Source organism: Cohnella sp. CFH 77786 (assembly GCF_019400745.1).
Taxonomy (GTDB): Bacteria; Bacillota; Bacilli; order Paenibacillales; family Paenibacillaceae; genus Cohnella.
This window is the reverse complement of sequence record NZ_WJIB01000009.1, coordinates 175,675-200,075: the sequence shown is the minus strand read 5'-3', so window position 1 is coordinate 200,075 and position 24,401 is coordinate 175,675. Positions and strand designations below refer to the sequence as shown.

Below are 24,401 nucleotides of genomic sequence, written 5' to 3'. Positions count from 1 at the left end.
GCTAGTTTTGCAGCAGATGATCCACTTCGCTGGCCGCTTGGTCCAATATCGTGCGAATTGTCCCCCGATCGAACGCGACGTTGCTGCCTACCAGATCCCAGATCGTCCCGAAATAATCAACGATTGTCGTTTCAATCGCTCCCCATTGAGGAATGGACGGGTACGTCCTGCCAAAAGGCAGCGATTCCACAAACGCCTTCATGACGGCATCGTTCGAGAATGGAGGCATTTGGGTCACGCTCTTTCTCGCAGGCATGAACCCTGACAATTGAGCGAAACGGCGTTGAGCCTCTTCGCCGGATAAATATTTAATGATCTCCCAGGATTCTTCCTTGTGGCTGCTGTTTCGGAATATGGCCAAGTTGCTTCCTCCCACGAAAGTTGCTTTTCCCTTCGGGCCGGCAGGCATGGGGGCCACTGAATAACGGCCCGCTAGCGACACTTTGTCCGCATCGGTTTCAGGCGGATTCTCGATTCTTGGCACAAGCCACGGCCCCGTTATAATAACGGCCGTATTTCCCTCGATAAAATCGTTTTCGATAACACTACTGTTTCTCTCCAACGATTCCGGAATAACGAAACCGCTGCGATACAGACTGGTATAGAACATAATGCCGTCCAAGGCGGCTTCGCTGTTGAACGCCGCGGTTTTGTAATCGTCTGACAATACGTCTCCCCCCGCCGCCCAAATCCATGGAAAGAGGTTGTGAGCCACATTCCAATCTTTTCGGCCTGGGATGGCAAGCGCGCTTAACGTTTTCCCGTCGATTTGAACCCCGTTTACCTTCCTGAGCGCTTCAAGGAACGTCTCCCAATTGTCAAATGCCCGGTCCGGGTCTATATTTGCTTTTTTGAACGCGTCCGTCCGGTAATATACCGCTCTCACATCCACAAACCAGGGAACTGCATAAACACTTTCGGTATTTCCCGTCAGGTTCTTAGTCGTCATCCAACTGGAAGCCCAATACGCATCCGCCCCTCCGAGTTCGTGAACCCGATCCGACAAATCCAGAATCCCGCCCATCAATGCGACCGCTGGAGTCCATGTTGTGCCAAGCTGCACGATATCCGGCCCGTCACCCGAGGATATCGCCTTGATGATTTCCGTCCAGGCGATGGACCAGTCAATCACTTTTACATCAAGTCGAATATGGTTGTTTTTCGCCAGAAACGGTTTCATGACGTGCATCAAATCCTCATACGGTTTCGGCGAATTGTCCATAATCCACATCTTTATAGTGACTTCACGATCGGGTTCGGCGGTCTGCCGTTCCGCTTGTCCAGACGTGCCGAACCGCTCACAGCCCGATAATACCGACAATGCGCATAACGTAATCAGGAAGAAAACTGTCAATGCTGATCTTCTATTCATCGATTGGCCTCCATTCCGATTCTCAAGCTCCGCATATGATCGATCTCCTTCTATTAAACTCGCTGGTCGGAACGCAGGCCCGAACCAACCTGCTTTTGATCGAACGCAAAAATCGAAAATAATGGATGTTGAGTTTCGATTTGCGCGATTCCGCCTCATCAAATAACCCCTTCTAAGTTTGTCTATTAGTTCTTTCGATCTCCATGCTTCGAAAAAGTCACCTCTTCAATCTTAGATAATAAAAATGTGTTCGCTTCTAACCATGTTGTTTATTTTTAGTTTGTTTTTTTAAAACTGTACTCACATTTCTAACCCCGGCTTTTCCTGTCACAGATGAACAAAACCCGATCCGTAAAGGGAATCGGGTTAAACCGTCGATAAACCTGAATTTCGAAACTGCTACTCTGTGAAAAATATGAAAAAGTGCTCAAATCTTTGGCAAAATGGTGTTTGTCGGAACAACATCACCCAAAGAGAGGAGCACCTTGTTCGAAGACGGTCAGGCAATACGAAGCGATCGTCACGTGAAGCCGAGATCGACGCCGTGTTCCAAGCCGTCGTGGACAACGGCATCGCGCTGGAAATCAACTCGAGCGGCAAAACCAAAGACATAGGCGGCTGGTATCCGTCCGATGAAATGCGAGCGGGCACTCCATTACGGCGCAGACGTGACGTTCGGATCGGAATAAGCCAACTGTTAAAAAAACGGATTACCGGTACGACTTGCGCTGCAGCGTATAAATTAGAAAGCCGACCGGTACACTGAAATCTATCGCCAACTCCGAGTCGGTGTTCACTCGTTCTATGCCGCCTGCCACCCCATGAACGGTGGTAAAGATTGGAACTCCCACACGTAGAATGCGGATCGTAAATTGGCTGACTCCGCTCCAAGCAGTCGAACCGATGGTGCCGTTCCATTCAACAAAGTTAGCCGGACTTGGCAGGGAGATCCCGAAATCCGCCAAGGTGACGAACGCCGGCGCGACTGAACGCCTATATTCGTTCCGCCATAATTTCCGGAAGGTACTGAAGCTTGATAAGCGATACCGGTTTCGATATTCCAACGCACGTGATCGTCATTTCTCGAAGACAAAAAAAAAGGAACCTGCCGTCGGCGGCAGGTTCTAAGCATATGAAAAAAGGGGGTCTTGGTTCTTATTGTAGCCGGACTCTGCGACAGGCACGTAACAGCAATATTTCATTTGTGTAACAAAGCGGGCGACACCTTTCGGCTTCCTTCGATACGGAATATGATAAGATGGAATACCATCATTCTCCATCATCGAAAGGGGGCGAACCGGTGGTGCGACAAACCGAAGCCGCTTATGATTATCATCATCTGGAGCATGTCAAGGAACAAACGAAATCCGGCAAAACGCTGTGGGTCGTCCTGCTCCTGACCCTCTTCTTCACCGTCGTCGAAATCGTCGGAGGCATCCTATCGAATTCTCTGGCCCTCTTGTCGGATTCCGCGCACATGATCTCGGACGTCGTCGCGCTCGGCCTGAGCATGGCGGCGATTTACCTGGCCCGGCGCAAACCGAACGCCAAGTTTACGTTCGGGTATCTGCGCTTCGAAATCATCGCCTCTTTCCTGAACGGGCTCGCGCTGTGCGTCATTGCGCTCGGGATCTTCATCGAAGGCGTGAAGCGGTTCATTCACCCGGTGGAAGTGGAGTTCGGGCTGATGCTGACGATCGCCTCCATCGGCTTCGTGGTTAACCTCGTGCTGACGGTTATCCTGAGCCGCAGCCACAAGGAAGAAGAAAACCTGAACGTGCAAAGCGCTTTGTGGCATTTTATCGGCGACTTGCTGAGCTCGGCGGGAGTGATCGTCGCGGCCGTCATCATCTATTTCACCGGCTTGCTGTTCTTCGATCCGCTTATCTCCATGATCATCGGCGGCATTATTTTCACGGGCGGCGCGAAAATCCTGAAGGAATCCACGGGCATTCTGATGGAGGCGGTGCCGGACAAATTCGACCTCGAGGAAATCCGCGCCGAGATCCGGAAGGTGGAGGGCGTGGTTGACGTGCACGAGATGCACCTGTGGGCCGTATCCACCGACCATTACTCCCTGACCGCGCATCTGTTCATCCGCGAAGACATCCAGCCGTTCTGCATCATCCTCGCGGCGAACGAAATGCTGAAGGAGAAATACGGCATCACCCACTCCACGCTTCAGATGGAGCATGCCGACATTCATCCGCACGGGGATTACGGCAAAAGGTTTCAGCATCACCGAACGAGGGAACCGATCCGTCAACCTTTGTCATAACGAGAAGAGCAAGCTTGCGCATGAGGAGCTGGACACCTGTTGCTGTGGTATTCGATTGCTTTGGGAAGCGCGTTCGTATTCGGTTTGGCCGGCCTGTTCATGAAGGTCAGCCAAATGCGGGGCGGCGCGCTTTCTTCCATGCTGGTCGGTTTGTATGCCGCCGGAACTTGCGGTTTTTTTCTGCAAGCTCAGCTTGCCGGAACGTGGGATCCGCTGAATCCCCGGGTATGGATCGGCGGTATGGTCATCGGGCTGGGATCGGCTTGGGGGAACCTGCTGTTCATGCGGGCGCTGGACTACGGTCCCGCGAGTCTCACGTCCCCGCTGACGAACGCGAACATCGTGCTTGTCGTCGCGATGGGGGCGCTCGTATTCGGCGAGCCGATCCATCCGGCGGCGCTCGTTGGCGTCGCCTTGCTCATCGGCGCAGTCGCTCTGTTGTCGGTTAAAGGCGGCGAAAGTCTGAACGTTCCGGACCGGAAATGGTTCGGACTCGTCGCCGCCGCCATGCTTCTGTTCGCGTTCCGAAACGGCGGGCTCAAGGTGACGGAAGCGGCTGGACTCGACAATACGTCCGTTCTGTGGTCCGGTTACCTGCTCTCGTGGATTTGGTTTGCGGTAACGGGAGTCCCTGGAAAACGAAAAAGCCGGCATAACTCGCTGCTCTCGCGAGATTCGCGTTCCGTCGGCTTTCGGTGGGGGCTTGCAGCAGGTCTTTGCTCGTACGGCGGTTTACAGCTGTACGCTTGGGCGCTCGCGGAAGGCCCCTCCCACCTGATCGCGCCGATATTCGCCACGAACAGCCTGGTTATCGTCATCGGCTCGATGCTGCTGTTTCGTGAACGCGTCACCGCGCTTCAAGGCTTCGCGTTGCTGCTGCTGGCCGTCGGCTTGGTGCTCGTTCGCAGCTAGAAGGCGGATTAAGAATGGATGCGGGAATTAAAGGTCAGCGTAGAGAACTGCGTACTTGCCCCGTTCCTGGAAATCCGCCCGAATTTGTCCTTTCGCCGGATTGAGGTTGCCTCCGACGGATACCCATTTGTCCGGGTTATTACGAACGGACGCTTTCTCTCGTTTATCATGTCATCGATGCTGTCCTTCATATTCATTGACTTTGGCAACGGCATAGTTGGCGGAGCCATAAACTCCGATAATAAGCATAGCAGCAATCATCAACAGGCAAAACGCAACTTTTTTCATCGGAATACCTCCCTTCCGTTTAAAGTCTTAGTGAAGCATTTCGAATGCTTCATTCCGCTAAGATCTGATCTCCAACGAGCGTTGTGTTCCGCCAAAAATCAGCAGGTAGCCCAAGCCGTTCACGATCAACGTACCGCCGACCGGAATGACGATGCCGAATGCCTCGGCGGCGTCTCCCATCAAGATGACGACGGCAAGACCGACCATCATGAGAGGGATGCCGATCACGTGCAACCAGAAGTGCCATTTGCCGAGCCGGGATTCGGCCGCCTGCGGGAACAGGTGGTACAAGATTCCGCCCAGCGCCATGGACACCCAACCGAGCAGGTTGAGATGCACGTGGACGGGGGTCAGCTCGTAGTTCTCCGCCATCGACATTCCCATTCCCATCAAAACCCCAATCACGAAATAAAACGCCGAAAATTGCATCATTCGAATTGCCATTTTGCTTAAGTGCCTCCTCATTCGAATTCGATAATGGGGCGATACGGATATTTCGCTCATGTTCCGTGACAATACGTTTCGAGCAGCCGCTTCTCGGTTCCGGCCCACTTCGCGATGCGGTACAGGAGGCCGAAAATCCCTTTCTGCAACCAAATCGGCATGCCGGCCAGATAGCTTTCGCCGAGCTGGAAGATGACGGCCAAAGCCAAAACGTTTTTCGGTATGCCGTTTTTGTTGGTTTTACCGTCGCAGGCGAGTCCGTAGGCGATTCTTAACGTCGGTTCGAAATGGCGGGCCGGGACGATTTTGACTCGAAACCGAATGCCCGTCTGTCCCGGATTATAAAATCGGTGAAGCGTCCGAATCGGGGCTGTTGCCCGCTCACCCGGTTTCAAGACGAATGTCTTACCGTCGCAGTCGACATACAATTCCCCTTCCATGGACTCGAATTCTTCGACAAAAGCGGTGTGATAGTGAAGGCTGTTGCCTCCGCCGGCTTTCAACTCCACCTCCACCCATTCATAAGCGCCGCCGGATTCGGCTCGCGTGGTAAGGAACGTCACGCGGTCTCCCACTTGGGGATTTTCAATCGTCCGGTTTACAGCGAGTTCAGCTGCTAAACTCATGCCGTATCTCCTTTTATTCGATTCGGTCACGAATTACGATATCACGCCCTCTTGCCGAACCGTACTATCCTCGGGTTGAAAATGCGGGTATACTTGAGTTGTATTTTTTGGTGAATTCAGGTTATCCGGCGGTGATTAGGATGAAAAACCTCAGCTTCGAGCATGAGGAAAACTATATCGTCGGGCGCGAGCGCGAGCGTGCCCTGTTCGAGAATTTCCTGAATGGCAACCCTTGTAAACCGATTTGGAATATTTACGGCACGGGCGGCGTCGGCAAGAGCACGCTCCTGGAGCTGTACCGCGAACTGGCGGAAAGATCCGGCGCTTGCTTCCTGTCCCTCGACAGCCGCGATTTCGACCATTCCGAGGACGGCTTCTGTAATACGCTCCTGGGACGGTTAGCCGCCGGCGAATCGGATGAGACGGGCGACAGGCGGCCTCCTTGGGAACGATTGTTCGATCGCCTCCGGCAGATTTCCACCGATCGTCAAGTCATTGTCGCCATCGATACGTTCGAAGAGATGGGTGACATGGAGGCGTGGCTTCGGGATCGTTTTCTGAAAGCGCCGATTCACCTTCTCTTGTTCGCGGGCAGGTACCCGCTTAAGGGGGGATGGTTGGCGAATCCGGTACTGCGGAGCCGAATTCAATGGGTTGCGCTGGATGGACTGGGCAAGGAGGAATCGTTGCAACTCATCGAAAGATGCGGGGTAGCGGACCCGGATCAGGCGGATCTTCTCTGGAGGCGCAGCCGCGGGCACCCGCTGACGTTATCGCTTTCCATTGCAGAGCATACGTATGCGGACGATTCCTTCGCCGGTGATCCGATCGACTGGTTTGGTGAAGTTTTCCTGAGGTGGATGAAGGAAGTGCCGGATCCGGAGCTGCGCGGACTGGTGGAGCTTGCCTCGACGATGCGCTGCTTCAATTTGGAGATGTTAACTTACGTCCTGGAAGAACCGGTAAGGCCGGAAGCGTTCGATCGCCTGATCGGATTGTCCTTCTGCCGGAAAACCAATCGCGGCTGGGCGCTCCACGACCTGCTCGCGGACATTGCGCAGCGGCAAATCGCGGACCGAATGCCGGAGCAAATGAAACGGTGGACGGAGCGATGCGCTCATTATTACGCGGACCTCATTTTCGAACATTCGGGAAAACGCAATGTCGCCTGGGAAGTGGAGGAACTGTTTCACTATGTCGGAGGAACGTTGCACCGCACGATCCTCAGCGTGAATTCGTCGATTGAACCGATCACGATGGAGCCCTTAACGAACGAGACGCTGCCCGAAGCCGTGGCCTATCTGGAGAAATGCCAACTTGACACAAAGCCTCGGAACATCCATTTCGTCGATCCCCACACAGGAGAGAAGTTTAGCTTGGTCTATCGGGAAAACGAGTTCGCTTTAGCGATAAAAGATTTAGATGTAGGCGCGCTGCATGCGCTTGACGGCAATATCGTGAAGCTGCTTCGCTCGAGCGACGGGGAGCTGCGGGGTTTGTCCGCGATTGTACCTTTACATTGGGGCACGATGCCTTGCTTGGAGCGCGATCCTTACTCTGGACCCTATTTCCGGAGTTTATCTCCCGCCGAACGGCAGCAATTCGACGTTCCGAGCGATAAGCAAACGGGATGGTTCATCCGATCCATCTTCATGGAAGACGTGGAGAACCCGGCTCATCGGGCGGCCATGATCCGGATTATGTATACCTACATGTGCGCCGGCGGCATCTTCGTTGCGTCACCGCCGCCCACCGTGATGATGCGCGAGTCCCATCTTAGCTTCGGCTTCGAAGAAGTGCCCGGAGTCGTACATAACCATTATGACGGCAAAACGCCGACTCCGACATTTGTGCTCGATACGCGGGAAGAGAAGCTGCGGGAATTTCTATCGCGGCTCTTGCAGCAAGCAGGCATGGACTGGAAACGCGAGGAACGGCTGCGATCGGTGCCGGACCCGCAGCTGCGGAAATCTCTGCTCGAACCCCTGACTTCGCGCGAGCGGGAGGTCGTGGGTCTGGCGCTTAAGGGCTTGCCGAACGCGGACATAGGGGCCGCGCTATATATCAGCGAAGTGACCGTGAAGAAGCACTTCAACTCGATTTACGCGAAGCTAGGAGTCAACAACCGCAGCAATTTGATTCGCAAGCTGATGAGTGATGCGGAATGAAAGACAAGATGATATCGCATAAGCGCGTATCATCCTGCTTATCAGTCATGAATGGACTCCGTTTGGCGAAGCTTTGGCCTGTTGCGCCAGTTTCCCGTAAGTCAGCCGACGCCATACCCATTCCACCGGACCGAACGGGAACCGGGACATCCACCATTTGCTGAACGCGATCTCCGCGGCAACGACAACCAGGCAATAACCAACCGCCGCGAGCAGATTCATCTTTGCATACAAACCGAAGCCTGCAAAAACCGCAATGGATATGACGGACTGCAGAAGATAGTTCGTCAAGGTCATCCTTCCTGCAAACTGGAAGGGTTTCAAGAGCTTCTGAACAAACGGTTTCTGCAAAGCAAGAAGGATTGACGACAGATAATAAAAGCTTAGAAAAATGCCGAAGCCATAAGTCAAATATTGAGCGGCCAGCACTTCGTAAACGCCGAAGCCGACTGCCTTGAGCTGGACCAACGCAAGCAGGACCACGACCAATAAGCTGATTGCCCCGCTTGTATTCCTAATCTTACGAAGCACAGGGAGAAACTCGGCCATCCGTTGAAAAAGTCGGATGCGTCCGCAGTAAAATCCGAGCAGCATCATGCCGAACGTGCTGGGATAGGCAATCTGTTCCTGTTTGAGCGCCGGAAGCGCTTCTTCTTTCAGATGGAAGGCCCACCATTCCCCATAATCCCTGCTCTGATAAGCTTTGGTGGCTTCAGCCGCGTCCCGCTCCGCTGCGACGTAATTCTTGCCGTAGCTTTCTTGCATGTCGGATGCGGGCTGAAGAAACCCAAGCGAAAACATCAGCAAAAAAGCAATCAGAATGGAAACGGCCCATCTGAGCACCGTCCTTTCATTCCTGCGGTAAAACAGCATCAACAAACAACCGAGCAACCCGTACGTACGGAGAACGTCCCCGCCAAAGAAGAAGAGGAAATGGGCGATTCCAATCAGAAACAAAACGCTCATCCGTTTAATAAAGAACCGGTAAACACGCATGCCCTTCTGCTCTGCACGGCTCATCAAGAGGAAGAACCCGACGCCAAACAGGAATGCCAGTATGGGATAAAATTTGCCCGCGAAAAAAAGGGCTACGAGGTGTTTCACCCATAGATCGAGGACTGACTCCCCGGCAGGAACGACACCGATCCGTTCAAAGAAGACGGAGGTCGTACTGAAGTATGGCATATGCACGAATAAAATCCCGAAAACGGCCAATCCCCTTAAAATATCCAGTGCCGAAATCCTCTCGGAAATCGTTGTCGGCTGTAATTTCATTCCATGAAAACTCCTTATCCAACTTTAATGGGGCCCGAGATCAAGAATAATCCATCTAGCTCCCCTCCGATATGACTCCTAGGATGAATTTCCACCTATACCCAGGTATCGTTTTCCGCGGCTGCTCGAGCATGGACTGAGGAGAATACGATAAAAAGGGAGTCCTGCCTAAGCGCACGAGCGCTAGGCGGGACTCCCTTTTTCCGAATCGTTCCGGCGATTACGAAGCCGTACCCGTGATGCTCGTACCGTTCTTCGTTATCGTGTATTGGATGACTTCGCCGCTCCAGAAGTCGAACTTCAGAATGACCTCTCCATCGTTCACTTCGTTGAAGAATGACGGAGTAAGAACGATTTGATTCGCAGCGTAGGAGGGGCCGAAGGCCCTGGCGAACTCTTTGAACGAAGTCCAGTTATGCGGACCGGCGTTCCCTCCTGCAGCGTACACGGCCTCCATCGTGGCCAGGCGGTCGCCGTTAAAGGCGGTCGGTATCGCAAAGCTTGCGATCGTGCCTTCCGCGTTTTGCAGCACCGGCTTGTCACAATAGAGCACATGGAAGCTCCAGTCGGCGCCCTTGTTGAATTGGACCTTCAGCACCGCATTCTCGCGGAATTGTCCCGATGCGGTCAGCTTGGCAAGAAGACTTGCTTTGACGGTCAGGACTTCCCCATTGAGCTCGGTTTTTCATAGTGCGGCACATCCTGCCTTTCGAGCCCATCGATTCTAAACGGCACTTGTGACTGCACTTTGATGTTGTTTTCCTGCACCTCCTCGTCGGGAAAATATTGCAAGCGGTTGCAATTTTTATTTTAGCTGAATCACGTTCCAGAAAATACAACAAAAAATATAGAAGTTTTCCTCCGACCTTCGCCTTCGGTTCCCCCGCTTATCAAGAGGGATTGAACCGTCGCGGTTAGCATCACATCATTTCTAATATATAGTTACTTATTTTTATATCGTATTTTTATTTAATTAAGTTACTGCTTTCGATTTGGTTAACCCTATGTTAAGATGTAAGAAAAGCACCGTCGATGTCAGACGAAGAAGAACCGCCACGCAAAGGGGGGAGACCGTATGGATTTCACCAAAATGTGCCCCAAGTACGAAACGGCCGCCGAGTTGATCTGCAAGAGATGGAACGGCCTTATCATCCGGGTGCTGATGGGGGGGCCCAAACGGTTCAAGGAAATCAAGGAACAAATCCCCGACATGAGCGACAAGATGTTGACCGACCGCATGAAGGAGCTGGAGTCCCTCGGTATCCTGACGCGAACCGTGTATCCGGAGATGCCGGTGCGTATCGAATATGAACTGACCGACAAAGGCCGCGACATGAAGGATGTCATCGAGTCCATTCAAGTATGGGGCGAGAAGTGGATGTAAGGCTTTCGCAAGTCCGGCAAGCGGCGGGATATGGGCTTGCCGAATCGACGCAAAAAAGGAAAAGCCGTTCATCGCTGGAACGGCTTTTTTCCTGTTCGGAAATCCATTTTATGCGTCGATCATCCCCGCCGTACTCCCCGAGTTCCCAGGTATTATGCGTATAGCCGAGGCTCGGGAAGCTTCTCGGCGGAGAAAGCCGCGGCTCCCTCGCGGTCCGCGGGGACCGGGCTGATATCCGCAGGACCTGCAACGGCGGAGATCCAGGAGACGTACATCCGCCCGAACGCCCGGAACAGAAGCGGAAGCAGCAGCACGAACAGAGCCCCGATCCCCGCCGCCAACCACGAGCGCTCGAATCCCGACCAAGCGGGCAGAAGTCGGTCCATTACGATCGGATCCGCGAACAGTTCGAACGAAAACCATCCCATACTGATCTGATAAGCCAGCGGAGACAGCAGGAAGGCGAATGCGGCGATCGGGACCGCGATTCCGGTTACGAAAGCCGCGATGCCGATCGGCAGTTGAAGAAGACCGAATAGAATGCCCCGGTAGGAGCGGCCTTGGCCGAGAACGGCCAGCAGCGCCCGCCAGCCGCGCCAGCCGCGATCCCCGGCACCTTGGCCCCCCTCCCCGTCCGTTTGTCCCGCCTGGCGCCACTGAGCGGCGAGGGCACGTTCGGTTTCCATCATTCTGCCGCATAAGACAAGCGTCTCTGCAAGCAAAGGCAATCCAATCAGGAAGACGGACAACGGCAGGCTCACCGACAATCCCGCCGCCACCGTGATGAATGCCGCGATGCCTTTCGGCAGCGCCAGCATGAGCATTTTCCACGCTTGCCAAGCGCTCTGTTTTTTCTTTTTCATCGGTTCGACCACGCTTTCGATTGACGTTGCCCTCATTGTACCTTTCGCCGACACGCGGTTGAATCGGCTGCGGTACGGGATTCGGCCCGACTTGGGTCGGGGTTTTGGCCAATCGATCCGAAAATCCGGCGACAATGGACGACAAACCTCCCCCTTGTCCGATATAATAATCGTACAGGGATTGGGGGAGAAATGATGAAAAGCAATATTAACCGAGTCAAATGGCTGGCAGCGTTGGCCGCCGCGTTGATCGCGGGCGGGCTGGTGATCCATGCCGCAGGCGACCGGGGGCAAACGAAGCCGACCGACCAGCAGGCGTCGAATACGCAGAAACCGCCGGAAACGCAGAAGCCGACGGAGCAACCGTCAAGTCCCGAGGCGTCCGAGAATCAGCCGGACATGCCCTCCTGGGCGATGGACAACCTTCTGGAACGCACGATCCGCGCGAGCGGAGACGGCCTCGCCGTCGTCACGAATCCTTCGAGCATTTACGTACTGGTCAACAAATCCCGCAACCTGCCCTCCTCCTATATTCCGAACGACCTCGTCGTCCCGAACGTCGCTTTCTCCTTCTCCGGGGACTCCCCGAAGAAGAAGATGCGCAAAGAAGCCGCAACCGCCCTGGAAGAGCTGTTCGAGGGAGCGGGCAAAGCCGGGATCAAGCTGAAGGCGGTGTCCGGCTACCGTTCCTATGCGACGCAGAAAGCGCTCTTCGAGAATTATTCCAAAAAACACGGCGAAGACGCGGCCAACCGGTTCAGCGCCCACCCTGGGCAAAGCGAGCATCAGACGGGGCTGGCCATGGACATTTCCAGCGCCAGCGCCGGTTACGACCTGGTCGAGAGCTTCGGCGAAACGGAGGAAGGCCGCTGGCTCGCCGCCCACGCCGCCGAGTACGGATTCATCATCCGGTATCCGAAGGGCAAGGAGAAGATTACGGGCTATCAGTACGAGCCATGGCACGTCCGGTACATCGGGAAAGAAGCCGCGGCGGATGTCGTGCGAAGCAAGCTGACTTTCGAGGAATTTTTCGGCGCTTTGGAAGCATCCGCGGCGAAATAGCAGCCATGAGGCGAAGGACGGATCCCGCTGGGGGTCCGTCCTTCGTTCTTTTATTTGACCTTGATCCGATAGGGTTGCCGAATGTATTGCGGATAGTTTTCCACGGTAAACGTAAGCGGCTGCTTATAGGGCTTCGGGTCAAGGTAGTACAGCGTGTGCTGCTCCCTCCCTCCCGTTCCTTCTGCGGATCCGCTCGTTACTTCCCGAAGATCGGCCGCTTTGTGCCGGGTACCGTCCGCATCCATGAATTGTTGATCGAACAAGCTGTACAACATCGTGTCCGCCTCGTCCACCCCGCTGAGCGAGAAATCCAGTTTCGTGTATTTCCTTCCGCTCGTCACCCCATGCAGAGCCAGCTTATCGTCCGGACTTTGCAGCACCTTCCTTTTCTCCGTGTCCACCTTCACTTCCAGCTTGTCTTTGTCCAGCGCTCGGAACCAGCTTCCCTCGACGTAAAGCTCTTTCGTTTCCTTGAAATACGGGCTCTCGAAGTGATACACCGGATGATTCTTATCCAAGTTTCCGAGGAAATTCGTCCACTCCCTGCCTTCGTCGTCCACCAGGCGAATGTCCCCGGGACCGAAGATTTGCTTCGGGTTGGCCGAATCATATTCGAGGAATAGGGAGACTTTAAGGGGCGTCACCACGGCTTTGGCGAACATTACCTTCTGTCCTTCCACATCCACCGTTTGGTTCAGCGCATACTCGCTCCGCAGCCCGGCGAATCTGGCCCGATCGATTTTGAACGGGATCGTGTATTCCGTCCCCTCGGCCGTACGGGCTTCGGCACTGGGGATCTCAACCGATCCGGCCCGCTGTTCCGGAGGAGCGGACGGATCGGGCAAGGCGATTCGCCTTAGCTTCACGTTCAGAACCACTTCATCCGGAAACGTAACTCCCTGGACCAAGTTAAAATCCGCCGTCCCTCTTTGAACGCCCTCTTCGCGGATATCTTGGTCGGCTTCCTGCGGGTAATGATAAGATATCGTTACAGGCAGCGATTTTCCGGCAACATCCGTGAGCTCCGCTCGGTTAAAGACGACGCGTTCCTCCCGATCGGGAAGTTCCACGTCATAGAACAGTACCATGCGACTATCGTCGACGATGATGCCTTGCACCGTAAGCTTCACGCCATCATGCTCGTCCGAGACCCCGACAGGCTGCATGAAGTCGTTGTCAAGCGCCAGTTGGATCCCCCTGTCCTGCGTATGGCGGATGAGATCGACGAACTTCTCCATCCCCGGAATGTCCCGAACGAGCGCCGCGAACACCGGGGAAACCCGTATCGACAAGATGCAAGCCAGCAGCAGCACGCAGGCTGCGGCCGTTCCGCCGATTCGCCTGCGGACCCGGCCCCTTCTCCTGGATTTCTCCGCTTGACCCCGACGGATTCCTTCCGCGATTGCCGACTCGATTCGCTCGTCCAAAGTCGGTACGGTTCCTTGCTCATCCGGGTTATGCATATCCGCTTTCCCCCTCCTTCCGGAAAGTCGCCCGAAGTTCGTTCAGCGCTTTGTTCAACCACGTCTTGACCGTTCCCTCCGGCTTCTCCAGCAGTTTGGCGATTTCCGTCAGCGTCATGTCCTCGTAATATTTCAGGATGATGATATGCCTCAGGTTCGGAGGCAAGCTGTCGATCGCGAGCTGCAAGCGCAATTTCTCGTCCAACGCCAAATCGGCGACGAGCGTGTCCGGGATCGAAAACAACGGCAGCATGCCGCGTTTGCGTTTCTGTTCGTCGATGCAGCAATGGATCAGAATGCGCGTCAACCAGGTATGGAAATAGCGCGGCTCTTTGAGCTTGCCCAGCTTCACATAGGCCCTGCATGTCGCTTCCTGAACGGCTTCCAAGGCGTCGGCCTCGTTCTTCAAATAGGCGTAGGCAACCGAGTACAGCTTCATGCCGTGCTCGCTCACCAGCCGGTGAAACGCATCGGGATCCCCGCGTTGCGCCGCGCGGACCCATTGTTCGTCCGACATGCTCCACCCCCTCTTCTGAACATTAGACTGCGGAGAAGGCCAAACGGTTTTGGCGAAAAAAGAAAAACCGCGTTTCGCGGTCCTTGCTGCAAGTTTTCTATAGTACGGGTACACGTACAACCGAAATAAGACGCTGCGGAGATACGAATGGAGGATCGTAACAAACCCTCGCACACTCCTCGCACGCCGAACGGAGGATAAGCAAGACCCGTCAGGCTCTCCCCTGCACGAGCACCCGGTAGCAAATCGCGGACAGCCAGACGCAGCCCGCCATTACGATCCCCATCGGGATGGCCGTTTGCGTTCCGGCGATCCCGACCAGAGGAGCGACCGTTCCGCCGAATACGAACGACAGGACGCCCAGCAATGCCGCCGCGCTGCCCGCCGAACGTCCGTAATGGTGCATCGCGAGCGAGAAACCTGTCGTCGTCACCATGCCGACGCTCGCAACCGCAATGAAAATGGACGGGAGCACGAACACGAGCCCCGCACCCGACAGTACGCTAATCAGCAACGCCGTCCCCCCCAGCACCGCCATGGAGATGCCGGTCACGAACAGGCGTTGCTCGGGGATCCTGCCCGCCGTCCGCCCGGTGAACTGTCCGAAAGCGACGATTCCGATCGCGTTCGCCGCGAAGAACACGCTGAACATTTGGGGTGATGCGCCGTACAGGTTTTGCAGCACGAATGGCGATCCCGAAATATAGGCGAACATGGAGGCCATGACGAAGCCTTGCGACAGCGCGAGCCCGACGAATCTCCGGTCCCGGAGCAAGGTGACGATATCCGCGAGCGTTTTCCCGAAGCCTCCGCCGGACCTGCGATTTTCCGGCAGCGTTTCGCGCAAGCCGAACCACACGGAGACGAGCATCACGGCGCCAATGGCGGCAAGCACGACGAAGATGCCTCTCCACGACATGACCTGAAGCAGTTGTCCGCCGATGATCGGCGCCAGAATGGGGGCCGCTCCGTTCACGAGCATCAGCGTTGCGGAGAAACGGGTAAGCGCGGCTCCGGCATACATGTCGCGCGATATTGCGCGGGAAATAACGATCCCTGCCGCGCCGGATACGCCTTGGATGAAACGGCACACGATCAGCGCTTCGATCGACGGGAGCAAAGCGCACAGAAGCGACGACACGACGTACACCGTCAGGCCGATCAGAAGCGGACCTCTGCGCCCTTTCTGGTCGCTGACCGGTCCCGCCACCATTTGCCCCAGGGCAAGGCCCATCAGACAGGCGGTCAAGCTCAATTGAACCATCGAAGCATTCGTGTGCAATTCGCCTTCGATAACGGGAAACGCAGGCAAATACATGTCGATGGACAGAGGGCCGAAAGCCGTAAGCGAGCCTAATATCAGGATCACGGCCATGTTGGCGGCCTGCGCATTCTGCGCGGAGATGGATCGATCCGTCATTTCGGTCACCTCTTATAGGGTTACTCTAACGGAGACAAAAAAGAAAACCTGTTGACGAATATCAACAGGCCTCTTCGTTCCGTTACATGCTCAGCCACTTTTTGAACAGCTGTTTCGTCGTATCCCGATTGATCGCCGCGATGGATGTCGTGAGCGGGATGCCTTTCGGACAAGAACGCACGCAGTTCTGCGAGTTGCCGCAGCCTTCGATGCCCCCGTCGTCCATCAGCGCTTCCAGGCGCTCATGCGCGTTCATTTCGCCCGTCGGATGAGCATTGAACAAGCGAACCTGCGAAATCGGAGCCGGTCCGATGAACGTGCTGCGGTCGTTGACGTTCGGACAAGCCTCGAGGCAGACCCCGCACGTCATGCACTTGGACAGCTCGTACGCCCATTGCCGCTTGGACTCTGCCATGCGCGGACCCGGACCGAGATCGTACGTGCCGTCGATCGGAATCCAGGCTTTGACCTTCTTGAGCGCCTGGAACATCCGCTCGCGGTTGATGACGAGGTCGCGCACCACCGGGAACGTCGACATCGGCTCCAGCCGGATCGGCTGCTCCAGCTTATCGACGAGCGCCGAGCAGGCTTGGCGCGGTTTGCCGTTGATGACCATCGAGCAGGCCCCGCACACTTCCTCGAGGCAGTTCGATTCCCAGCAAACCGGAGCCGTCTTGCCTCCGTCCGCCTTGACCGGGTTTCGCTGGATCTCCATCAAGGCGCTGATGACGTTCATGTTCGGACGGTAAGGCACCTCGAACTCCTCGGTGTAAGGAGCGGCGTCCGGACGTTCCCGGCGCGTAATGATGAATTTGACCGTGCGTTGTTTCGTTGCCGTTTCCGCCATGGGTTAACCCTCCTTCTTCTTGTCCGTGGAGTAGTCGCGAATCCGCGGCTTGATCAGCGAGACGTCCACTTCCTCGTAGGAAATCTGCGGGCCGTCCGGCGTCCACTTCGCCTTCGTCGTCTTCAGGAACTCGTCGTCGTTGCGGTCCGGGAATTCCGGCTTGTAATGCGCGCCGCGGCTTTCGTTCCGGAGCAGGGCCCCGACCGTCATCGCTTCGGCCAGCTCGAGCATGTTCCACAGCTGGCGGGTGAACGCGACGCCGGCGTTGTTCCAGCGTGCCGTATCGTTGATGTTGATCTTGGCGTAGCGCTGTTTCAGTTCCTTGATTTTGTCGACCGTCTGCTGCAGCTTGTCGTTGTAACGGACGACGGTCATGTTGTTCGTCATCCACTCGCCAAGCTCTTTATGAATCACATACGCGTTCTCGGTTCCGTCCATTTTGAGAATCGATTCGTACTTCGTCGTCTGCTTGGACGCTTCGCGCTCGAACACGCTCTCGGAGACGTCTTCCGCCGATTTCTTCAAGCCTTTGATGTACTCGATCGCCTTCGGACCCGTGACCATGCCGCCGAAAATCGCGGACAGCAGCGAGTTCGCGCCCAAGCGGTTCGCGCCGTGGTATTGATACTCGCACTCGCCGCAGGCGAACAGGCCGGGGATGTTCGTCATCTGGTTGTAGTCGACCCACATGCCGCCCATGGAGTAATGGACCGCCGGGAAAATTTTCATCGGGATTTTTCGCGGGTCGTCGCCCATGAACTTCTCGTAGATCTCGATGATGCCGCCCAGTTTGACGTCGAGCTCTTTCGGATCCTTATGCGACAGGTCCAGGTAAACCATGTTCTCGCCGTTCACGCCGAGTTTCATATCGACGCAAACGTGGAAAATTTCCCGCGTCGCGATATCCCGCGGCACCAAGTTGCCGTAAGCCGGATACTTCTCTTCGAGGAAGTACCACGGTTTGCCGTCCTTGTACGTCCAGATCCGGCCGCCTTCGCCGCGCGCGGATTCGCTCATGAGGCGCAGCTTGTCGTCGCCCGGGATGGCCGTCGGGTGAATCTGGATGAACTCGCCGTTCGCGTAATACACGCCTTGCTGGTACACGGCGCTGGCCGCCGTCCCCGTATTGATGACGGAGTTCGTCGTTTTGCCGAAGATGATGCCCGGACCGCCGGTGGCCAGAATGACCGCGTCCGACTTGAATGTCTTTACTTCCATGGAGCGAAGGTCCTGCGCCGCGATGCCGCGGCAGACGCCATCGTCGTCGAGCACGACGGAAGTGAACTCCCAGTGCTCGAATTTCTGGACGAGGCCGGCCGCTTCCCAGCGGCGGACTTGCTCGTCCAGCGCGTACAGCAGCTGCTGGCCGGTCGTCGCGCCCGCGAACGCGGTGCGGTGGTGCTTCGTGCCGCCGAACCGGCGGAAATCGAGCAAGCCTTCCGGCGTGCGGTTGAACATGACCCCCATTCGGTCCATCAAATGGATGATGCCGGGAGCCGCTTCGCACATGGCCTTGACCGGCGGCTGGTTCGCCAGGAAGTCGCCTCCGTAGACCGTGTCGTCAAAATGCTCCCAAGGGGAGTCGCCTTCGCCCTTCGTGTTGACGGCGCCGTTGATCCCGCCCTGCGCGCACACGGAGTGCGAGCGTTTGACCGGCACGAGAGAGAACAGGTCGACCCGCATGCCCGACTCGGCCGCCTTGACCGTGGCCATCAGGCCGGCGAGGCCGCCTCCTACGATGATAATTTTGTTTTTCGCCATGGTGATGATTTCCCCCTTAACCGAACGTTACCGGGCCGAATGCCGCGCCTGCTGCGGCCGCCGAAGCGAATTCGTCGCTGCGGAAAGCGAAGAGAGACAGCAGGAACAGCACGGACACGATGACGAAGATGCCCATGCAAATATTGGACGATACGCGTTGAGCGCGCGGGCCGACGGTGATCCCCCAGCTGACCAGGAACGCCCAAAGTCCGTTGGAGAAATGGAAAACGGCGGCGATGACCGCGATGACGTACAGCGTGAAGTTCAAGGGCTGCGTCACGATCTGGTGCATGTGGTTGCCGATTTCGTCATACGTCGTATGGCCGAGGGCCACTTGCACACGGGTATTCCAGACGTGCCAAATGACGAAGATGAACGTGATCACGCCCGTGATCCGTTGGAGCGCGAACGCCCAGTTGCGTCCGTAGCTGAACCTTCCCGTGTTCAGGTTCGATTGGTACGCGATGTACAGTCCGTACACGCCGTGGAACAGGATCGGCAGCCAAATGACGAACATCTCCAGGAAGAAAATCAATGGCAGCTTATGCAGTCCGTGAACGCTGTCCAGGAATCCCTCCCGTCCGCCTTCGAATGCGGAATAGTTCGTCAGCGCATGCTCGATGAAGAACAGTCCCAGCGGAATGACCCCCAGAAGCGAATGCAGCTTGCGGGGCAAGTACGAATTTCCACTCATGTCGTCGTTAGATCTCCTTTCGCGTCCGGCCGGTTGACGTTGGGTCGTTCGATGTAACATGTTGTTCCCATTATCGTCACCGAGTTGTCACCGCTTTTAAGGTTACTCTATTTTTGCTTATAATGGAACTGCTTATTTTTTATAAATTGTTATAACTATTTTGCATATAAGAGAGGCTGGTCGGTCCGCATGCTGGAGGATATGCGATTGTTTGCCACCGTTGTAGAGCATACTAGCCTCAACAAAGCCGCCGAGCGGCTCAATCTTTCCCAGCCCGCCCTGTCCCGCCGCATCACGCGGCTGGAAGCCGAGCTTGGCACGCAGCTGTTCCGCCGGATCGGCAAACGGCTCGAGCTGACCCCCGCCGGCCAGCTGACTTACGAGTTCGCGTTGGAGCTTCGCCGGTTTCACGGGGCGTACCTCCAGAAGCTCAACGCGTTCAAATCGGACGAGGCCCCCGTCGTCACGATCGGAGCGAGCCTTACCACTCTGCAGACGACGTTGCCCGATTGGATCACGGCGATGACGGAGAAGCATCCGAGCCTGGAGATCAAGGCGGTAACCGGGAAGTCACACGAAATCGCGACGCTGGTCAAGGAGCGCAAGGTCGATTTCGGCCTCGTCGCATCCGCCGTGGATGACGATCCCGCCATTACCAGTTTACCCTTATTTGACGATCATCTCATGCTCGTCCTTCCGCGAACGCATTTTATATTGGAAAGAACGCAGCTGGAGATGTCGGATTTGGACGGACTGCCGATGATACTCTTCGCTCCGGGAACCTGGTACCGGACGTTGACGGACGAGCTGTTCCGCCGCTACGGCGTTAAGCCGGACGTTCAGATGGAGATCGACTCGTTCGAAGCGATCGTCCGCCTGCTCTCCGCCTGCCGGGCGGGCACGCTGCTCCCGAAATCGTATTTGCGGCGTCAGCTGCTGGAGGACAACGACTTGTACGTCGCCCGCGTCCGCGACCTCGAGCAGACGAAGCGGACGACATCGCTGATCCACGGCGATCCGGCGTGGATCACGCCTTCCATCCGTTATCTGATCGAGGAAACGTCTGCCCATTTTGCCCGCGGGACCCATTTGCCGAAAGAGCTGTCGTGACGCGGGTTTGCGGCCTGTTGGCAACAACTACCGCTAGGACGGGCAGGGAAGGTATGGTATTCTCGTTGCAACAAGGATAAACGGTTAAAGCCCTTCCATTGGATAGGCAGGAAACGTTTATCCGCGGAAACCGCATGGCGCATGATCGTGCTTTCCGTTTCACAAACCATAAGGCCAAAACCCGAAAAGAGAGAGTTTGCTTCGCAAACTCCCTATTTCAGGGTGCGGGGGAAAGATTTCGATGCCGCGCGGATCGTCCGCGCTCGGGGTGAATCGCGCCGCAAGCGCGTAGGGCTGAACTCCCAGCCCGAATCCGACAACTAACCTCGCCGGCCATTACAAGGAGGAACTGCCGCACATGATTTGGAATTGGAAAAAGACGGGCATCCGCTCCGCCGCACTGCTGCTGGGAGGCACGCTTCTGCTTCCCGGAATCGCCGCTCACGCCGCCCACGCCTCCGCGCCGTATACGGCACAAGAAGGCGACACCTTCTGGCTGCTGTCCAAGAGATTCGGCGTCCCTCTCGAGAAGCTCATGAAGGCCAATCCCGACATCGATCCGATGAACATCTATGAAGGGCTCACGCTGAACGTTCCTTCGGGAACCGTGAAATCGGCCATGGCGAAGAAATCGGCTCCATCCTTGCAGGCGGATGCGGTTAAGGATCCGGCCCAAACCGCGAACTCGGTGACGACGGCTTCGGGAGAATCCCTCGCTTTCACCAAGGTGCTTGACATTAAGGCGACCGCGTATTCCGACGCTCCGGAGGAGAACGGCTGGGGCCCCGTCGACTATTTCGGAAACCCGCTCAAGCTCGGCACGATCGCCGTCGACCCGAAAGTCATTCCGTTCGGCACGAAAGTGTACATCACCGGATACGATTTCAACGGACTGCCCCAGGGCGGCATGATCGCCAAGGCGACCGACTCCGGCAGCGCGATCAAAGGAAACCGGATCGATATCTTCGTCCCCGGCTCCCGTTCTTTCGTTTCGACCTTCGGCTTCCAGAACGTGAAGGTGTATATTTTGAAATAAGCGAATATGAATCTTCGCGAACGCGCAAAACTCCCCGAACGAACTCGAACGGGGAGTTTTTTGCGCATGGGCACCACGATATCGGAATTCACCTTGTCTCGGACACGCCAAGAAGCTCGGTCAGCGTAACCGGCTCGTAACCGTGGTCCCTCAGCCAATCGATGATCCGGGGCAACGCCGCGACCGTGCCGGCCAGACTCTGCCCTTCTCCCCCGCCCGCGTGCATCAGGACGACGGAGCCCGGCCGTACGGCCCGCGTGACGTTGCGGAATACTTGTTCTTGCGTCAGTTGCCGCCAGTCCGACGAATCGACGTCCCAATTGACCACGGTATATCCTTCTCCCTTGGCCCACTCCAACTGGTCCGTCAATACTTCCCCGTAGGGAGGGCGGATGAGCCGGGGGCGAATGCCGACAAGCGACCGGATTCGGTCCTCGGTCCGGCGGATTTGCTGCTGCATCTTGGCCAGCGGAATTCGCGAAAAGTCGGGATGGGAATACGAGTGGTTTCCGATCGCATGTCCTTCCCGATGAATGCGTTTGACGAGGTCCGGATGTTTCTTCGCCCGCGTACCGACGACGAAAAACGTGGCGCGCACCCGCTTCCGCTTCAGGATGTCTAGCACCTTCGGCGTGAACCGCGGATCGGGCACGTCGTCGAAGGTGAGCGCCACTTCCCTCTTCTCGCGGCCGGCGGAAAGCACGAAAACCCCTTTATAACGCCGCTGCAATTCCGACCACTGTATCTTTTTCGGGCGCTGATCCGCCGCCTTCAAGGCCGCTTCCGAAGCAAATACGGTTGAATGCATGCAGAGTGCAAGCGTAAAGGCGCACAAGATCGAGATTGCCGCCCGTTTCGTACCATACCGGGTCATCCCGCAACCATCCTCTCCGGCACAAGATCCGGGGCTTTCCCTAGGATTGGCGAATTTTGGGCGGATCATTCCGGAAAACGGAATACGGGGTTCCTGCCTTTCCCATAATGGGAATTAAAGGAGGTGCGCGTTATGTCTCGGATCAAATACTCGATTTGTGCCGGATGCCTTGCCGTTCTGCTGCTGCTTTCCGGCCCTGCGGCGTTGAAGGTGGGAACGTTTCCCGAAGTGGAATGGACCGGCTCCTTGTCCAAGCCATCCAAGCATACGCCCGAATGGATCGTCTATACGTACCTGTATACCCGCAAGAAGCAGCTCGGTATCCGCGATCCCAGAAGGGAGATGATCGTCACCGGGGTTTCCGGAAGCGCGGATCGGGGAACGGAAGTCCGCCTGCAACGCTTCTTGTACGGAACTCCGGTGTGGGGGGACGGCCTTACGTTCGAGCTGGATCCCGGCGGAAGCATCCGGAGCGTCCGCGGAACGATCCATCGGGATTTGGAGCGGCAGCTATTCCGCCGTTCCAAGCATCCGGCCATCTCCGCGGAGAAAGCCGCCCGCATCGCAAGGGAATGGCTGGCGTCCGTCTCGCGGGCGGCCGAAATCACGGAAACGAGAGTTTATTATTTGCCCGATCGGCCCGGGGTCCCACTCGTATACGCGGTCCAGACCGGCCAGGATGGGCTCATCTTCGTCCATGCATTGACCGGACGGGTCATCCGATCAAATATCTGAAATAAACGTACACGCTTGCCATGGCGGCCGACAAAATCATCAGCGGAAAACCGACCTTCAAGAACTGCACGAACTTGATCGGATGGCCTTCCTTGCCGGCCAAACCCGCGGCAATCAGGTTCGCGCTGGCCCCGATGAGCGAGCCGTTGCCGCCCAAGCAGGCCCCGAGCGCGAGGCTCCACCACAGCGGCTCGAGGTTCCCGTAGCCCATATTGCCCATTTCCTGGATCATCGGGATCATCGTGGCGACGAACGGAATGTTGTCCAGGAACGCCGACGCGATAGCGCTGAGCCACAAGATCAGCATGGACGTGGCGACCGGATCCCCGCCCGTCATCTCGATGGCCCGAACCGCGAGCTCGGCAATGACCCCGGTTTCAATCAGTCCCGAGACCAGAACGAACAATCCGACAAAGAAGAAAATGGTCGGCCACTCCACCTTGCTGAGCGCATGTTCCATTGAATGCTCGCCCGTAAGCAGCAGCAACAGGAAAGCTCCCGCCAGCGCCACCGTGGCCGATTCCAGGTGCAGCGCCTGGTGCAGGAAGAACCCCAAAATCGTGAGTCCGAGAACCGACAGGCTTTTGACCAGCAAAGGACGGTCCGTGATCAATTCCTTCTCGTCCAGCTCCATGATGCTGCGGGTAAGCTCCGGCGTCGTCCGGAGCTGTTTGCGGTACATCCAGATGAACAGCGGAATATAAACCAGCATGATGGCGGCGGCGATCGGCGCCAGATTATAGATGAAAGCCGTGAAGGTCAATTCCTTCACCGCGCTGCCGATCATGATGTTCGGCGGATCGCCGATCAACGTCGCGGTACCGCCGACATTGGACGAGATGATCTGGGTAATCAGAAACGGCATCGGCGACACTTTAAGTTGCCGCGTAATGCTGAAGGTAACCGGGACCATGAACAGGATGGTCGTAACATTGTCCAGGAAGGCCGATCCGACCGCGGTGATCAAGCTTAAGGCGATCAGGATCCGGACCGGATTCCCCCCGGCTTTCTTGGCCGCCCGCACCGCGACGTACTTGAATACCCCGGTCTCCGCCGTCACCGTCACGATAATCATCATGCCCGCCAGCAAGCCGAGCGTGTTGAAATCGATATGGTGCAAAGCGGACTCCTGATCCACGATTCCAAGGACGACCATGAGTACGCCGCCGATCATCGCGACGATGGTTCGATGGATCTTTTCCGAAATAATCAAACCGTAAATGACGAGAAAAACGGCAATGGCGATGTAGGCTTGCATTTCCATAAGTACGA

General features: G+C 56.2%; 22 protein-coding genes, 1 pseudogene and 1 riboswitch. Of the genes and pseudogenes, 9 read left to right on the top strand and 14 right to left on the bottom strand.

Going from position 1 to position 24,401, the window contains the following annotated elements; all coding sequences use genetic code 11:
* Nucleotide 1: 1 nt before the first annotated feature.
* Nucleotides 2–1,531, bottom strand: a complete 1,530-nt coding sequence (locus GE107_RS14960) for a sugar ABC transporter substrate-binding protein (protein ID WP_219640777.1) — start codon at nt 1,529–1,531, stop codon at nt 2–4.
* A 406-nt stretch (nt 1,532–1,937) separates the two neighbouring features.
* Here GE107_RS14960 and GE107_RS26605 point away from each other — a divergent pair.
* The 3 genes and pseudogenes from GE107_RS26605 to GE107_RS14950 form a co-directional block, all read left to right on the top strand.
* Nucleotides 1,938–2,058, top strand: a pseudogene (locus tag GE107_RS26605) (histidinol-phosphatase); the annotation flags it as partial.
* 614 nt (nt 2,059–2,672) lie between these two features.
* Nucleotides 2,673–3,650 (top strand): cation diffusion facilitator family transporter, encoded by a 978-nt coding sequence (locus GE107_RS14955; RefSeq protein WP_370636431.1) that lies wholly within the window; start codon nt 2,673–2,675, stop codon nt 3,648–3,650.
* Nucleotides 3,651–3,689: 39 nt separating this feature from the next.
* On the top strand, nt 3,690–4,562 hold the full coding sequence (locus GE107_RS14950) for a DMT family transporter (RefSeq protein ID WP_255570493.1): 873 nt from the start codon (nt 3,690–3,692) through the stop codon (nt 4,560–4,562).
* A 345-nt stretch (nt 4,563–4,907) separates the two neighbouring features.
* Here the strand turns inward: GE107_RS14950 and GE107_RS14945 are convergent, their stop codons facing one another.
* On the bottom strand, nt 4,908–5,294 hold the full coding sequence (locus GE107_RS14945; RefSeq protein ID WP_219640775.1) for a cytochrome-c oxidase: 387 nt from the start codon (nt 5,292–5,294) through the stop codon (nt 4,908–4,910).
* Nucleotides 5,295–5,350: 56 nt separating this feature from the next.
* Nucleotides 5,351–5,920 carry a cupin domain-containing protein gene (locus tag GE107_RS14940; RefSeq protein WP_219640774.1) on the bottom strand — a complete coding sequence of 190 codons (570 nt, stop codon included), beginning with the start codon at nt 5,918–5,920 and terminating at the stop codon, nt 5,351–5,353.
* Between the two features lie 140 nt (nt 5,921–6,060).
* Here GE107_RS14940 and GE107_RS14935 point away from each other — a divergent pair, with 140 nt between their 5' ends.
* Complete coding sequence (locus tag GE107_RS14935) at nt 6,061–8,088, top strand: LuxR C-terminal-related transcriptional regulator (RefSeq protein ID WP_219640773.1); 2,028 nt, start codon at nt 6,061–6,063, stop codon at nt 8,086–8,088.
* Nucleotides 8,089–8,133: 45 nt separating this feature from the next.
* On the opposite strand, the gene GE107_RS14930 is transcribed toward GE107_RS14935, so the two are convergent.
* The gene (locus GE107_RS14930; protein WP_219640772.1) at nt 8,134–9,363 is read right to left on the bottom strand and encodes a DUF418 domain-containing protein; all 1,230 of its coding nucleotides are present in this window, start codon (nt 9,361–9,363) and stop codon (nt 8,134–8,136) included.
* 220 nt (nt 9,364–9,583) lie between these two features.
* Nucleotides 9,584–9,961, bottom strand: a complete 378-nt coding sequence (locus GE107_RS14925; protein ID WP_370636430.1) for a hypothetical protein — start codon at nt 9,959–9,961, stop codon at nt 9,584–9,586.
* A gap of 477 nt (nt 9,962–10,438) precedes the next feature.
* On the opposite strand from GE107_RS14925, the gene GE107_RS14920 reads away from it, so the two are divergent.
* Nucleotides 10,439–10,747, top strand: coding sequence for a winged helix-turn-helix transcriptional regulator (locus GE107_RS14920; RefSeq protein WP_219640771.1), 309 nt, complete (start codon nt 10,439–10,441; stop codon nt 10,745–10,747).
* A 152-nt stretch (nt 10,748–10,899) separates the two neighbouring features.
* On the opposite strand, the gene GE107_RS14915 is transcribed toward GE107_RS14920, so the two are convergent.
* On the bottom strand, nt 10,900–11,610 hold the full coding sequence (locus tag GE107_RS14915; protein WP_219640770.1) for a sensor domain-containing protein: 711 nt from the start codon (nt 11,608–11,610) through the stop codon (nt 10,900–10,902).
* A gap of 195 nt (nt 11,611–11,805) precedes the next feature.
* On the opposite strand from GE107_RS14915, the gene GE107_RS14910 reads away from it, so the two are divergent.
* The gene (locus GE107_RS14910) at nt 11,806–12,672 is read left to right on the top strand and encodes a M15 family metallopeptidase (protein WP_219640769.1); all 867 of its coding nucleotides are present in this window, start codon (nt 11,806–11,808) and stop codon (nt 12,670–12,672) included.
* Nucleotides 12,673–12,722: 50 nt separating this feature from the next.
* On the opposite strand, the gene GE107_RS14905 is transcribed toward GE107_RS14910, so the two are convergent.
* The 6 genes from GE107_RS14905 to GE107_RS14880 all read right to left on the bottom strand — a co-directional run bounded on the left by GE107_RS14905 (nt 12,723) and on the right by GE107_RS14880 (nt 19,374).
* The gene (locus GE107_RS14905; RefSeq protein ID WP_219640768.1) at nt 12,723–14,135 is read right to left on the bottom strand and encodes a DUF4179 domain-containing protein; all 1,413 of its coding nucleotides are present in this window, start codon (nt 14,133–14,135) and stop codon (nt 12,723–12,725) included.
* Complete coding sequence (locus GE107_RS14900) at nt 14,128–14,652, bottom strand: sigma-70 family RNA polymerase sigma factor (protein ID WP_219640767.1); 525 nt, start codon at nt 14,650–14,652, stop codon at nt 14,128–14,130. Before GE107_RS14900 ends, GE107_RS14905 begins: the two co-directional genes overlap by 8 nt.
* Nucleotides 14,653–14,863: 211 nt before the next feature.
* Complete coding sequence (locus tag GE107_RS14895) at nt 14,864–16,072, bottom strand: multidrug effflux MFS transporter (RefSeq protein WP_219640766.1); 1,209 nt, start codon at nt 16,070–16,072, stop codon at nt 14,864–14,866.
* An 82-nt stretch (nt 16,073–16,154) separates the two neighbouring features.
* Nucleotides 16,155–16,919, bottom strand: coding sequence for a succinate dehydrogenase iron-sulfur subunit (gene sdhB, locus GE107_RS14890; protein WP_219640765.1), 765 nt, complete (start codon nt 16,917–16,919; stop codon nt 16,155–16,157).
* Nucleotides 16,920–16,922: 3 nt separating this feature from the next.
* Nucleotides 16,923–18,680: a succinate dehydrogenase flavoprotein subunit gene (gene sdhA / locus GE107_RS14885; RefSeq protein WP_219640764.1), complete on the bottom strand. Its 1,758-nt coding sequence runs from the start codon at nt 18,678–18,680 to the stop codon at nt 16,923–16,925.
* A gap of 16 nt (nt 18,681–18,696) precedes the next feature.
* Entirely contained in the window at nt 18,697–19,374 is a 678-nt protein-coding gene (locus GE107_RS14880; RefSeq protein ID WP_219640763.1) for a succinate dehydrogenase cytochrome b558 subunit, read from the bottom strand.
* Between the two features lie 189 nt (nt 19,375–19,563).
* Here GE107_RS14880 and GE107_RS14875 point away from each other — a divergent pair, with 189 nt between their 5' ends.
* A complete protein-coding gene (locus tag GE107_RS14875; RefSeq protein ID WP_219640762.1) occupies nt 19,564–20,484 on the top strand; it encodes a LysR family transcriptional regulator in 921 nt (306 codons plus the stop codon).
* Between the two features lie 192 nt (nt 20,485–20,676).
* Nucleotides 20,677–20,835: riboswitch (cyclic di-AMP (ydaO/yuaA leader) on the top strand.
* A gap of 7 nt (nt 20,836–20,842) precedes the next feature.
* A complete protein-coding gene (locus tag GE107_RS14870) occupies nt 20,843–21,520 on the top strand; it encodes a 3D domain-containing protein (protein ID WP_219640761.1) in 678 nt (225 codons plus the stop codon).
* Nucleotides 21,521–21,608: 88 nt separating this feature from the next.
* Here GE107_RS14870 and GE107_RS14865 read toward each other — a convergent pair whose 3' ends face one another.
* Complete coding sequence (locus GE107_RS14865; protein ID WP_219640760.1) at nt 21,609–22,394, bottom strand: polysaccharide deacetylase family protein; 786 nt, start codon at nt 22,392–22,394, stop codon at nt 21,609–21,611.
* A gap of 132 nt (nt 22,395–22,526) precedes the next feature.
* Here GE107_RS14865 and GE107_RS14860 point away from each other — a divergent pair, with 132 nt between their 5' ends.
* Nucleotides 22,527–23,129 carry a hypothetical protein gene (locus GE107_RS14860; RefSeq protein ID WP_219640759.1) on the top strand — a complete coding sequence of 201 codons (603 nt, stop codon included), beginning with the start codon at nt 22,527–22,529 and terminating at the stop codon, nt 23,127–23,129.
* Here GE107_RS14860 and GE107_RS14855 read toward each other — a convergent pair.
* On the bottom strand, nt 23,110–24,393 hold the full coding sequence (locus tag GE107_RS14855; RefSeq protein WP_219640758.1) for an ArsB/NhaD family transporter: 1,284 nt from the start codon (nt 24,391–24,393) through the stop codon (nt 23,110–23,112). The two genes, GE107_RS14860 and GE107_RS14855, sit on opposite strands and share 20 nt — an antisense overlap.
* Between the last annotated feature and the right edge of the window lie 8 nt (nt 24,394–24,401).

Excerpts from the sequence above, each read along its gene's own strand:
- GE107_RS14960 (WP_219640777.1), bottom strand. The coding sequence starts at position 1,531 with ATGAGGCGGAATCGCGCAAATCGAAACTCAACATCCATTATTTTCGAT.
- GE107_RS14945 (WP_219640775.1), bottom strand. The coding sequence starts at position 5,294 with ATGGCAATTCGAATGATGCAATTTTCGGCGTTTTATTTCGTGATTGGG.
- GE107_RS14940 (WP_219640774.1), bottom strand. The coding sequence starts at position 5,920 with ATGAGTTTAGCAGCTGAACTCGCTGTAAACCGGACGATTGAAAATCCC.
- GE107_RS14935 (WP_219640773.1), top strand. The coding sequence starts at position 6,061 with ATGAAAAACCTCAGCTTCGAGCATGAGGAAAACTATATCGTCGGGCGC.
- GE107_RS14930 (WP_219640772.1), bottom strand. The coding sequence starts at position 9,363 with ATGAAATTACAGCCGACAACGATTTCCGAGAGGATTTCGGCACTGGAT.
- GE107_RS14920 (WP_219640771.1), top strand. The coding sequence starts at position 10,439 with ATGGATTTCACCAAAATGTGCCCCAAGTACGAAACGGCCGCCGAGTTG.
- GE107_RS14915 (WP_219640770.1), bottom strand. The coding sequence starts at position 11,610 with ATGAAAAAGAAAAAACAGAGCGCTTGGCAAGCGTGGAAAATGCTCATG.
- GE107_RS14910 (WP_219640769.1), top strand. The coding sequence starts at position 11,806 with ATGAAAAGCAATATTAACCGAGTCAAATGGCTGGCAGCGTTGGCCGCC.
- GE107_RS14905 (WP_219640768.1), bottom strand. The coding sequence starts at position 14,135 with ATGCATAACCCGGATGAGCAAGGAACCGTACCGACTTTGGACGAGCGA.
- GE107_RS14900 (WP_219640767.1), bottom strand. The coding sequence starts at position 14,652 with ATGTCGGACGAACAATGGGTCCGCGCGGCGCAACGCGGGGATCCCGAT.
- GE107_RS14895 (WP_219640766.1), bottom strand. The coding sequence starts at position 16,072 with ATGACGGATCGATCCATCTCCGCGCAGAATGCGCAGGCCGCCAACATG.
- sdhB (WP_219640765.1), bottom strand. The coding sequence starts at position 16,919 with ATGGCGGAAACGGCAACGAAACAACGCACGGTCAAATTCATCATTACG.
- sdhA (WP_219640764.1), bottom strand. The coding sequence starts at position 18,680 with ATGGCGAAAAACAAAATTATCATCGTAGGAGGCGGCCTCGCCGGCCTG.
- GE107_RS14880 (WP_219640763.1), bottom strand. The coding sequence starts at position 19,374 with ATGAGTGGAAATTCGTACTTGCCCCGCAAGCTGCATTCGCTTCTGGGG.
- GE107_RS14875 (WP_219640762.1), top strand. The coding sequence starts at position 19,564 with ATGCTGGAGGATATGCGATTGTTTGCCACCGTTGTAGAGCATACTAGC.
- GE107_RS14870 (WP_219640761.1), top strand. The coding sequence starts at position 20,843 with ATGATTTGGAATTGGAAAAAGACGGGCATCCGCTCCGCCGCACTGCTG.
- GE107_RS14865 (WP_219640760.1), bottom strand. The coding sequence starts at position 22,394 with ATGACCCGGTATGGTACGAAACGGGCGGCAATCTCGATCTTGTGCGCC.
- GE107_RS14860 (WP_219640759.1), top strand. The coding sequence starts at position 22,527 with ATGTCTCGGATCAAATACTCGATTTGTGCCGGATGCCTTGCCGTTCTG.
- GE107_RS14855 (WP_219640758.1), bottom strand. The coding sequence starts at position 24,393 with ATGGAAATGCAAGCCTACATCGCCATTGCCGTTTTTCTCGTCATTTAC.